The 11,428-nt window shown below is 60.4% G+C and carries 8 protein-coding genes; 5 read left to right on the top strand and 3 right to left on the bottom strand.

All coding sequences use genetic code 11. From position 1 onward, the window contains the following. Positions 1-111: 111 nt before the first annotated feature. Positions 112-741 carry a glutathione S-transferase family protein gene (locus ACXAG8_RS11370; RefSeq protein WP_475224372.1) on the bottom strand — a complete coding sequence of 210 codons (630 nt, stop codon included), beginning with the start codon at positions 739-741 and terminating at the stop codon, positions 112-114. A gap of 18 nt (positions 742-759) precedes the next feature. Next, positions 760-1,263 (bottom strand): class I SAM-dependent methyltransferase, encoded by a 504-nt coding sequence (locus tag ACXAG8_RS11365; RefSeq protein ID WP_475224369.1) that lies wholly within the window; start codon positions 1,261-1,263, stop codon positions 760-762. A 224-nt stretch (positions 1,264-1,487) separates the two neighbouring features. Between ACXAG8_RS11365 and ACXAG8_RS11360 the strand changes: the two genes are divergently transcribed. From ACXAG8_RS11360 to ACXAG8_RS11340, 5 genes are read left to right on the top strand one after another with little or no spacing between them, the layout of a single operon-like run. After that, the gene (locus tag ACXAG8_RS11360; protein ID WP_475224367.1) at positions 1,488-3,260 is read left to right on the top strand and encodes an ABC transporter ATP-binding protein; all 1,773 of its coding nucleotides are present in this window, start codon (positions 1,488-1,490) and stop codon (positions 3,258-3,260) included. Beyond that, positions 3,253-5,166, top strand: a complete 1,914-nt coding sequence (locus tag ACXAG8_RS11355; RefSeq protein ID WP_475224365.1) for an ABC transporter substrate-binding protein — start codon at positions 3,253-3,255, stop codon at positions 5,164-5,166. The genes ACXAG8_RS11360 and ACXAG8_RS11355 overlap by 8 nt, the downstream gene beginning before the upstream one ends. Positions 5,167-5,179: 13 nt before the next feature. After that, positions 5,180-6,208 carry an ABC transporter permease gene (locus ACXAG8_RS11350; RefSeq protein WP_475224363.1) on the top strand — a complete coding sequence of 343 codons (1,029 nt, stop codon included), beginning with the start codon at positions 5,180-5,182 and terminating at the stop codon, positions 6,206-6,208. Then, complete coding sequence (locus ACXAG8_RS11345) at positions 6,205-7,359, top strand: ABC transporter permease (protein WP_475224361.1); 1,155 nt, start codon at positions 6,205-6,207, stop codon at positions 7,357-7,359. Before ACXAG8_RS11350 ends, ACXAG8_RS11345 begins: the two co-directional genes overlap by 4 nt. Then, positions 7,356-8,702, top strand: a complete 1,347-nt coding sequence (locus ACXAG8_RS11340; RefSeq protein WP_475224358.1) for a CoA transferase — start codon at positions 7,356-7,358, stop codon at positions 8,700-8,702. Before ACXAG8_RS11345 ends, ACXAG8_RS11340 begins: the two co-directional genes overlap by 4 nt. A 46-nt stretch (positions 8,703-8,748) precedes the next feature. Here ACXAG8_RS11340 and ACXAG8_RS11335 read toward each other — a convergent pair whose 3' ends face one another. Next, positions 8,749-11,127, bottom strand: coding sequence for a mechanosensitive ion channel domain-containing protein (locus ACXAG8_RS11335; protein ID WP_475224356.1), 2,379 nt, complete (start codon positions 11,125-11,127; stop codon positions 8,749-8,751). Positions 11,128-11,428: the final 301 nt, after the last annotated feature.

Genomic DNA, 11,428 nt, shown 5'->3' with positions numbered 1-11,428 from the left:
GCCAACCTCCACTGAGCGAGTCAGGAGAAACGCTAGAGGCACTGTTCACTTCTGTCTAGACATTTGTGTACAGTATCGGATCAAAGCCGGCATCCCGTCGGATTGCGCCGGTTACAGCTGTGCGCTGGGTCGTTCCGATATGGCGTCAAACCATCTGCGCGCGGCTGTGTTCTGTTCGGGGATGCGCATTTTGATAACCCTGGCAAAATCCGCGAACACAAAGGCCGAGATATCAGCAAGCGTGAACTGGTCGCCAGCCAGATAGGGGCTGTCTTTCAACCGATCCTCAAGCAGATCAAAGTACCTGGCGACCCGGGCCCTGCCGCGTTCGGCCAATTCGGGGATTTGCGCATAATTTTCGGGCCCCGGTATTGCGCGGTCCTTGAAAGCTGGGTGCGTATTGCGCAGCGCCTCGGCCACGGGAAGACCGCCATTCTGTTCGACGATAGAGTTCCACATCCAGACCAGCCCTTGCTGATCCGGGGTCCGCCCTATCAGCGGCGGCTCGGGAAACCGGGCCTCAAGATAGGCGGCAATGCCAAGGTTTTCGGTCAGAACCGTGCCGTCATCCGTCACCAGAACCGGGATGGTCGCACGCGGGTTGACCGCGCGAAAGGCCGCGCCAAGTTGTTCCCCCTTTGCAATCGAAATATCGCGGGTCTCGATATCCAGACCCTTTTCCGCAATGAACATCCGCGCGCGGCGCGGGTTTGGTGCGGTCGAACAGTCGTAAAAGATCACCCGGCGGTCTCCTTGGTTTCAGCGTTGATATATGAAACAGCGCCCGTCGACCGCGCCATCGGGCAGCGCCAGTTCGGTCAGGGCATCGAAATACATCCGATCGCTGGACACCATCAGCCCGCCCGGCGCCAGCAGGGGTTCGATCAGGGGTGAGACGAACCGGGCAAAGGCATCGTTCTTTTCCCGGTTATGCCCACCAAGGTCGGCGTGGATCAGGCTGGCGGTTGCGCCGAAACGATCCAGCGCGGCCGGAAGGGTTTCGCGGACGTCGCCCAGAATCACCCGATCCTCGGGCGGTGTCGAATCCGGGTGCGAGGCGACCGCGCGTTCGAACACATAGACCGGGCGGTTGTTCACATATTGCACCATGTGATGATAGGTCCGCCCGTTTCCCAGCCCCAGTTCAAAAACCGGACCAGACATGCCCTGGGTTTCCGCAATGGCAAAATCCAGGCAAGCGCGCTGCGACACCATGCGGTCAATAAACAGGTCCAGGCGACTTTGAGTGGCGGACACGGGCATTCCTTTCGTTTGAACCATTCAGGCGACAAAACACGGCCGCCCGCGCCTTTGATGGCAAAAACTCAACTGATTGTGTAGGGTTTTGCAGGCCGTATCACATTTCCGCGACATTTCTGCTTAAGAAGGTGTTTGACTAGCCCGGCCCAAGCGCGCGAAACTGCGTCAAAAAAACAGGGAGTTCACAAGCCGATGTCATCGCACGGCCAATTGGGTGGAAAGCCCGCATGACGGCCTTGCTATCCGTCCAAGATCTCAGCATCGGCTTTGGCACGGGTGATCCTGTCGTCAAGGACGTCAGTTTTGACGTGGAAGCAGGCCAGACGCTTGCGCTGGTCGGGGAATCCGGGTCGGGCAAGACCATATCGTGCCGGGCGGCCCTGCGCATCCTGCCACGCGCGGCACAGATCCGCAGCGGCTCGATCACGCTGAACGACGCCAAGGGACGCGATGTCCTGACCGAAATCAGCGAACGCCAGATGCGCGATATCCGGGGCAACCGGATTTCCATGATATTTCAAGAACCCATGCGGTCCCTGTCGCCGCTGCACAAGATCGGCAATCAGGTCAGCGAAGTCCTGTGGCTGCACCGCGGGGCCTCTGAGGCGCAGGCCCGCAAAGAAGTCCTGACCCAGTTCGAACGGGTCGGCTTTCCCGATCCGTCGCGCGCCTACGACTCTTATCCGTTCGAACTGTCCGGCGGTATGCGCCAGCGCGCGATGATCGCGATGGCCATGGTCTCAAAGCCGGAACTGCTGATCGCGGATGAGCCCACGACCGCGCTGGATGTGACCACGCAGGCGCAGGTACTTGGGCTGATCAAGGAACTGCAGAAAGAAACCGGCATGGCCCTGATCCTTGTCACCCACGATCTGGGTGTCGTGGCCAACATGGCCGAACAGGTCGTGGTCATGCACAAGGGGCGCGTCATGGAAGCCGGGCCCGCAGGGCTGATCCTGAACAACCCGGCGCATCCCTATACGCGTCAGCTGTTCGATGCAGCCCCCGAGATACCCGACAAGGATGCGGTCGGCATACCCATGCCGGACCAAGACCTGATCCTTGAAATGAAGAATGTCTGCAAGACCTACACGATGCGGTCGAGCAAAGGATGGAAGTCGGACAAAAAGATCTTTGCCTGCCGCGGGGTCGACCTGAAACTGGCCCGTGGGAAAACCCTTGCCGTGGTCGGCGAAAGCGGGTCCGGCAAGACGACAGCGGCCCGGATCGCGCTGGGTGCCGAACTGCCCGATTCCGGCAGCGAGGTGCTGTTCAGGGCCACGGACACCGATGAACCCACCATGGTCCATAACATGAGCCGGGACGAGCGGACCGCCTTTCAGCGCAAGGCGCAGATGGTCTTTCAAGACCCCTACAGCTCACTCAGCCCAAGGATGCGCATTCAGGATGCGATGACCGAACCGCTTGAGATCCACGGCATCGGCACAAGGTCCGAGCAGCGCGACAAGGCGGCCGAAATGCTTAAGCGTGTCGGGCTGAACGCCGACATGCTGAAACGCTATCCACACGCGTTTTCGGGCGGGCAAAGGCAACGCCTGTCCATCGCCCGGGCCATGATGCTGGACCCCGCCCTGATCGTCTGCGACGAGCCGACATCGGCCCTGGATGTCTCGGTTCAGGAACAGATCCTGCAATTGCTGGAGCAGTTGCAAGACGGCCTGAACCTGTCTTATTTCTTTATTTCCCATGACCTGGCGGTGGTTGCGCGCATCGCGGATGAGGTCGCCGTCATGCGCCAGGGCCTGGTTGTCGAACAGGCCCCGCCCGAGACACTGTTCTACAATCCCCGCCACCCCTACACCAAGGCGCTTATCGCAGCCCAACCGGAACCCGACATCAACCGCCCGATCGACCTGAAATTGGTTGCACTGGGCGCCGGGTCACCCGACAGTTGGGCAGACGCCTTTCGATTTTCCGACTCCATGATACCCTCACTCATAGAGTTGGAACCCGGCCATAAGGTACGTTGCCATGTTTAAGACCGCTCACACCATGTTCCTGGCCGCCGCAATTGCGGTTGTCGGAACCCTGCCCGCCACGGCGCAACCTGTGCCTGACCTTCAGGAAGGTGCGTTTTGGAAGACCGAGGTCGATGCCGGCAACCTGCCCCCCGTGCAGGACCGGATTCCGGCTGACCCGCTGGTCGTGGACCTGCCCGCCAAGGGGCGGGAATTCGGCACCGAAGGCGGAACTCTGCGCACCATGATCACCCGGTCAAAAGACATCCGCCAGATGGTGGTTTATGGCTACGCCCGGCTGGTTGGTTTTGACGAGAATTACAAACTGGTCCCCGACCTGCTTGCGGATTTCGAAAACGAGGAAAACCGCCGGTTTACGCTGAAGCTGCGGCAGGGGCACAAGTGGTCGGACGGCACGCCCTTTACATCCGAGGATTTCCGGTACTGGTGGGAAGACGTCGCCAATAACGAATTGCTCAGCCCGTCGGGCCCGCCCGATTTTCTGCGCGTCGAAGGCAAGTTGCCCACGGTGTCTTTCCCGGATGAAACAACCGTCATATTCGAATGGGAAGACCCCAACCCGGATTTCCTGCAATCCCTGGCGCAGGCGCGCCCTCCGTTCATCTATCGCCCGGCCGCGTTTCTAAAGAAATACCACGAGAAATTTGCCAACCAGGACGACCTTGCCTTTGAGGTCGCGGATGCCCGTGTCAAAAGCTGGGCGGCCCTGCACAACAAGCTGGACAACCTTTACAAGTTCGACAATCACGAACTGCCGACCTTGCAGCCCTGGCTGAACGCCAGCTCCGGCAAGAAAATCCGCCACAATTTCGTGCGCAACCCCTATTACCACCGGGTCGATTCCAACGGGGTACAGTTGCCTTATATCGACGTTGTCGAGATGGAGATCGTCGCCCCCGGGCTGGTGGCGGCCAAGACCAATGCCGGCGAGTCCGATTTGCAGGGGCGCGGGCTGGCGTTCCGGGACGCGTCGATCCTGAAAAAGGGCGAGGCCGAAGGCGACTACAAGACGCTTTTGTGGAAAACAGGCGTCGCGTCACAGATTGCCATCTATCCCAACCTGAACTTTGACGATGCCGAATGGCGCAAGGTATTGCGCGATGTCCGCGTCCGCCGCGCGCTGTCGCTGGCCATTGACCGGGCAACGATCAATCAGGCCCTGTATTTCAAGCTGGCCCACCCCGCCGCCATGTCGGTTCTGCCGGCATCGCCGTTTTATGACGAGGAAAACGCCCAGGCCTGGGCGCAGTTCGACGTGGATCAGGCCAATGCGCTTTTGGATGAGGCCGGGCTGGACAAGCGGGACAAGAACGGCACGCGCCTGCTGCCCGACGGCCGCCCCATGGAGCTGGTCATCGAAACCGCCGGCGAACGCCAGGAGGTTGAGAACGCGCTGCAGATCGTGACCGACACCTGGCGCGAAATCGGGGTCAAGCTGGTCATGCGCCCGCTGGATCGCGACATCCTGCGCAATCGCGTGTTTTCCGGGTCCACGATGGCCTCTGTCTGGTATGGCTGGGATGATGGCATACCGCAGCACCATACCTCGCCACACTATCTTGCGCCCACCGATCAGGTCTTTCTGGCCTGGCCGAAATGGGGACAATATTACCAGACCGGTGGCGATGCGGGCGAGCCGCCCGACATGCCCGAGGCAGAACGCCTGATGGAGCTGGCCCATGACTGGGAAATCGCCACGACCGACGCCGAACGCGAAGCCGTCTGGCGCGAGATGCTGGATATTCACGCAAGCGAGCTTTACGCCATTGGCATCCTGAATGGGGCGCCCCAGCCGATCGTGGTCTCCAATCGCCTGCGCAACGTCCCGCAACAGGCGATGTGGGCATGGGAACCCGGTGCGCATTTCGGCGTCCACCGCCCGGACGAGTTCTTTTTCGCGGACTGACAGGAGCAGCTAAATGATCATGCTGCGCTACGCGGTGTACCGCTTTTTCACGATGCTGCTGACGTTGCTGGTCGTGTCGGTATTGATCTTCGTGATCATCAACCTTCCGCCCGGGGATTACCTCAGCAATCAGATTGCCGAACTGCAGGCATCAGGCCAATCCGCCGGGGTCGCCAAGGCCGAGTTCCTGCGAAAGGAATACGCGCTGGATCGCCCGATGTGGCAGCAATACATGATCTGGATGGGCTTCATGCCCGGACCGCATGGGTTTTCGGGGCTGCTGCAGGGCAATTATGGCTGGTCCTTTGAATTCGACCGGCCGGTTTCCGAAATCGTCGGAGATACCCTTTGGCTGACCGTTGTCGTCAACCTGGCGGCCATCCTGTTCGTCTATGCCGTTGCCTTGCCCCTGGGTGTCATCGCCGCGGCCAGGTCGCGGACCTGGATCGACTATACCTCGGCCTTTGTCGGCTATCTTGGGCTTGCAACGCCCAACTTCCTGCTGGCCCTCATCCTGTTTTATTACGGCCACCGCTATTTCAACCTGCCGATCGGTGGATTGATGGACCCGGCCTACGAAGGCCTGCCGATGAGCTGGGACAAGCTGAAATCAATCCTGGTGCACCTGATCGTCCCGACCTTTGTGATTGGCACATCCGGCGCCTCGGCCATGATGCAGCGCCTGCGGGCCAACATGCTGGACGAACTGGGCAAGCCTTACGTCGAGACAGCTATTGCCAAAGGCATGGCGCCCTCGCGGATGTTGACGAAATATCCGCTGCGCGTCGCGTTCAACCCCTTCGTTGCCGATATCGGGAACCTGCTGCCGTCGATGGTTTCCGGCTCTGTTCTGGTCTCTGTCGTTCTGGGTCTGCAAACCATCGGGCCAACCCTATTGACTGCACTCAAGACGCAAGACCAGTTCCTGTCGGCCTTCATCCTGATGTTCGTGGCCCTTCTGACCCTGATCGGCACGATGATTTCCGATATCCTGCTGGTCATGCTGGACCCGCGCATTCGATACGAGGGACGTGACGCATGAGCAAACTTCCCGATGGGCGCTTTGTCGACGACGCCCCTTTCGATCCGCAGGCCTCGTTGCAGCAACTGGAACGGGCCGACCTTGATGCTCCGAACTGGGTTCTGGTGTGGCGCAAGTTCCGAACGCACAAACTGGGCCTGATCTCGGGCGTTTTCCTTTTGCTGTGCTATCTCATGCTGCCATTTGCCGGTTTCATTGCGCCTTATGGGCCCAACGACCGCAACGGCGAACACCTTTACGCCCCGCCCCAAAGCATCAACTGGTTCCATGACGGATCGTTCAAGGGGCCGTTTATCTACCCCATCGTGGCCGAGGCCGATCTGGAGACATTCCAGTGGAAATTCGTCCCCGATACCGAAGACCCCCGCCCGATCCGCTTTTTCTGCGAGGGTTCTGAATACAAGCTGGCCGGGCTGATCAAGTCTGACACCCATCTGTTTTGCGCCCCCGACGGCGCGACGCTGTTTCTGTGGGGGTCCGACCGGCTGGGCCGGGATGTGTTCAGCCGCATTCTCTACGGCGCCCAATTGTCGCTGACGGTTGGCCTTATCGGCATTTCCGTGTCCTTTTTCCTTGGCATTCTGTTCGGGTCTATCGCGGGCTATTTCGGCGGCAAGATCGACTGGGTGATCAACCGGGTCATCGAGATTCTGCGGTCGTTGCCGGAACTTCCGCTTTGGCTGGCCCTGTCCGCTGCCGTGCCATCGAACTGGAGCCCGGTTGCGGTGTTCTTCATCATCTCGATCATCCTTGGCATTCTTGACTGGCCGGGACTTGCGCGATCCGTGCGCGCCAAGTTCCTGTCGCTGCGAGAAGAGGAATATGTCAGGGCCGCCGAAATGATGGGCGCCAGTTCCGGCCGGGTTATCCGCAAACACCTGTTGCCCAATTTCATGTCGCACCTCATTGCCTCGGCAACCCTGTCGATCCCTGCCATGATCCTGGGGGAAACCGCGCTCAGCTTTCTGGGCCTGGGCCTGCGTGCACCGGCGGTCAGTTGGGGGGTGATGCTGAACGACGCGCAGAACCTTGCGTCGATCGAGATCTACCCCTGGACGGCTATCCCGATGCTGCCGATCATCGTGGTTGTCCTTGCGTTCAACTTCCTGGGCGACGGCCTGCGCGACAGCCTTGATCCATACCAGCAATGAGCCAGATTTCCGCACTCCCTCCGCCGGACAGCTATCGCGTAAACGGCGCGGGTCACCTGCCCAGCGCCTTTGCCGTGTCCGAGCTTGCAACAGCAAGCTTTGCCGCCGTGGGGCACGAACTGGCCAAGCTTATGCTTGCGCTGAACCTGGCCGACAGCGCGCCCGAGGTCAGTGTCGAACACCGCCTCGCGTCGCTTTGGTTCGGCTATTCCTTCAAGCCCGACGGCTGGGACATGCCAAATCTCTGGGACGCCGTCGCAGGCGATTACCGCGCGGCGGATGGATGGATCAGGCTGCATACCAACCTGCCACATCACCGCGCAGCCGCGCTGAAGGTTCTGGGAACCCAAGCGGATAGAAAGCTGGTGACCGAGGCCCTGCGCAGTTGCAAAATCGCCGATCTGGAAGCCGCCATTGTCGCCGAAGGTGGCGTTGCCGCCGCCATGCGCAGCCGCTCGGAATGGTTGGATCATCCGCAAGGTCGCGCCGTTACGCGCGACCCGCTGATCGGGTGGCAGGGCCCGCGCCAGATCACGCTTCGGGACCGCCCCCAGGCCACGCCAAACCGACCGCTTGCGGGGCTTCGCGTTCTGGACATGACACGCGTTTTGGCTGGCCCCGTTGCCACCCGCACGCTGGCCGGTTTCGGGGCTGATGTCCTGCGGATCGACCCGCCGGACTGGGACGAGCCCGGCGTCATCCCGGATATTTCACTGGGCAAATCCTGCGCCTATATCGACCTCAAGACGCCCGAGGGGATGGACCGTTTGACCGGTCTGTTGGCCACGGCCGACGTCTTTGTCCATGGCTACCGCCCCGGCGCGCTGGATGCATTGGGTCTGGGCAAAACCACGCGCGATGCGGTTGCCCCCAACCGGGTCGAAGTCACCCTGGACGCCTATGGCTGGCAAGGCCCATGGGCCACGCGGCGCGGGTTTGACAGCCTTGTTCAGATGAGCGCAGGCATCGCCGATACCGGGCAGAAATGGGCAAATGCCGACAAACCGACGCCGCTTCCGGTTCAGGCGCTTGATCATGCGACCGGTTACCTGATGGCCGCGTCGGTCCTGTCGGCACTGGCGCAGGCCGCCGCGGGCAACCCGACCATGTATGCGCGGCTGTCACTGGCCCGCACGGCCGAGCTGCTGGCCACGCTGGGCAAATCCGACGACGGTGGTGGTGAAATCGCTGGCGCGAATGCCGGCGACTATGACGCCAGCATCGAGACATCCGGCTGGGGCCCCGGCCATCGCCTGAAACCCGCGCTTGGCGTCGGCCCGGCGAAAATGCGCTGGGACAGGCCCGCATCGCGATTGGGCACATCCGCGCCAGAATGGCCCTGACCCCACCCCAAAGGCGTAACCGCCGCGCGTATACGCGCGGCCCGGTCTAACGGTCATCCCCTCCGGGTCCGATGTCATCAAGGTAATCTTCGTCTATCGCGGCCTGCACCGCGCCGGTCACGACCTCACGCTGCTTGGGGGTCAGGTCCTCGGCCTCTTTGCCATCGGCAAGCCGAACCGTGACCTCGCGATGGGCAAAGCGGATACCTTCGCGCGCAAACAGTTCGCGGATGTCCTGATAGACCTTCTTGCGCACCAGCCACTGATCGCCGGGTTTGGTCATGAACTTGACCCGGATGATCATCGCCGAATCCTGCATTTCGATCACGCCCTGCGATTTGAGAGGCTGGATGAAATTCTCACCGATGACCGGATCGCTCAACAACTCTTGCCCCAGTTTCTTGATCAGTTTTCGTACCTTTTCCACGTCGGTGTCATATGTCACGCGCAGGGGCAGCTTCATGATGACCCAGTCGCGGGAATAGTTGGTCAAAACCTTGATCTCGCCAAACGGGATGGTGTTCAGCGCACCCAGATGGTGCCGCAGCTGCATCGACCTGACCGAGATCTTCTCGACCGTTCCCTTGACGTCGCCGATATCAATATATTCGCCCTTGCGGAACGCGTCATCCAACAGGAAAAACGCACCGGAAAAGATATCACGCACCAGGGTCTGCGACCCGAACCCGATTGCAAGACCAACAACGCCAGCACCGGCAAACAGCGGGCTGACATTTATCCCGACTTCCATCAGGACGATCAGAACGATCGTGACCACGACAATGGCAAGAATGGCGCCACGAAACAGAGGCAACAGGGTCGCCAGACGGCTTTGCCCCCCTTCGCCGCCCTCATCGCCCAGTTCGGCCTCGCCGCCGCCATCATCCTCTTCCTCGGCGATCTTGCTGTCGATCCAGATGCGGAAGAAATGGAACAGGATATATCCGATGAACAAGATGACCATCACGTCCAGCACGCGTTCGACGGGCAGGTCATCGCTCCAGCTGGCCTCGGGGTTCCAGATCACCACCAAGGCATAGAGACCAACCACCATGGCCAATATACCGGCCACCCGGCGCGCCAGGTCTTCATAGGTCAGAAGGGTGTGTTTGCGTTTCTCGGCCTCGGGTGTTTCAGGTGCGGTCAGCCCCGTTTCCGCGACGTCGGCCTCGGTATTGAGCGCCTTGATCTGCCGGTTGCGGTCAAAGTAACGCTCAAGAAGATAGTTCATCGCGCCATAGGCGATGACCACAGACATGAAGATCGCATAGCTGCTGGCCACGATCGGAACCGACCCCTGGTTTTCAAGGACAAGATCGACGGCCAGTTTGAGCCAGCTAAAGACCATGTACACGATCAGCACCGGGGCCCAGCCATAGGACAGGACCCGCAACAGCCACGATACCTTGTCCGGGGCGCGACCGCCTCGGATGGCGTTCGAAATCGCGCGCGCATTGAACAGCACCAACAGGACAGAGCCGACAGCGCCGACCATGGTCAGGCTACCGTAGACCATAGCGTACACGTTGTAGTTCAACCCGAAATCCGCCACCCAGGTCGAAAACAGAACGACCGAGATGTCATAGGTCGCCAGTGACGACGCCCAGAAATACAGCCGCTTTGCATCCCTGTCCGAAAACGGCGGCAACCGGTACTGGCTGAGATAAGGCGACAGGACCATGCGCCACAGGTCTGAAACGGTCCGGGCCAGGAAATACGCGGTGAAGATGGCCGTGACGGTAAACTGGATTGAAATATCCTCGGCCTCGCCCAGGAACAAATAGCCGACGACCAGGGCCATGAGCATGGCAAAAATCGTCGCCCCGACACCCATCACAAAGCGGAAAACGAGGAACGGCATCTTTTCGCGATACCCTTCGGGGTTTTCCTTGCTCCGCGCGACGACGATCCGTTTTGCGATCCTCTTGCCGTAGATCTCGATGGACAGCCATCTGCCGATCAGCAGGAAGACGATATTCCAGACCAGAACCTCGACATAGGTCTGGATGCGGCCGTCCGGACTGGTTTCGCGCAAAATATACTGCACTTCGAAAATCGAATAAGGCAGCGCTTCGAGCCGCGAAGCGACCGAGTCGCGGAACTTGGAAAACCGTTCCTGCGCCTTCATCAGCTGCGACCCCTCGCCCATCGGGTCATGGGCGACATCATGCTCGGTCCCTTGCCCGCCCGCACCGGTGCCTGCAACGATCCGTCCTGCGCTGTCGATGACGATAACGCTGGCACCCGCGTCCGAAGCCGCGCGGATTGCAGCAGCCAGTTCAGATTCTGACGGGTCCTGCGCATCGCCCGACGATCCGGTCGAATACCCCGGAATCAACGAGGTCTGCGCCGTCGCTTGCGCCGCGAAACCGGCGATCAGGGCCCATATGACCAGGGCTGCACAGGCGAGAATGGTCTTTTTCATGCGGTCCGCTATCCACTTTCATATTCTGCAGGCCAGAGTACAGAAGCCCGAGGGTGTGTTCAAACCTTCGCCCCTGGCCATCCCGATATCGTGTAGTGGCGTGTTATTGGCGCATCGTCTGGCCTGCACCATGCGCCGCGGGTCATCCCATGGACCGGGATTGCGGCAATTCGTCCAATTGGTGCGCAGGGCGCCAAGAACCTGTCCCGCCACAGGAAAAGCGGCGGTTGCCTGTTGCCAAATCGCAATGTTTGGCGCATTTGCAGTACCGAGTTACAGCCTTTGGCAAGCAGCGCCAGAG

The organism is Ruegeria sp. ABD4_443 (genome assembly GCF_056160865.1).
This window is presented reverse-complemented; position numbering and strand designations above follow the sequence as displayed.

Bases quoted from the DNA above. Each gene is read 5' to 3' on its own strand.
- ACXAG8_RS11345 (WP_475224361.1), top strand. From the start codon at position 6,205: ATGAGCAAACTTCCCGATGGGCGCTTTGTCGACGACGCCCCTTTCGAT.
- ACXAG8_RS11355 (WP_475224365.1), top strand. From the start codon at position 3,253: ATGTTTAAGACCGCTCACACCATGTTCCTGGCCGCCGCAATTGCGGTT.
- ACXAG8_RS11340 (WP_475224358.1), top strand. From the start codon at position 7,356: ATGAGCCAGATTTCCGCACTCCCTCCGCCGGACAGCTATCGCGTAAAC.
- ACXAG8_RS11360 (WP_475224367.1), top strand. From the start codon at position 1,488: ATGACGGCCTTGCTATCCGTCCAAGATCTCAGCATCGGCTTTGGCACG.
- ACXAG8_RS11365 (WP_475224369.1), bottom strand. From the start codon at position 1,263: ATGCCCGTGTCCGCCACTCAAAGTCGCCTGGACCTGTTTATTGACCGC.
- ACXAG8_RS11350 (WP_475224363.1), top strand. From the start codon at position 5,180: ATGATCATGCTGCGCTACGCGGTGTACCGCTTTTTCACGATGCTGCTG.
- ACXAG8_RS11335 (WP_475224356.1), bottom strand. From the start codon at position 11,127: ATGAAAAAGACCATTCTCGCCTGTGCAGCCCTGGTCATATGGGCCCTG.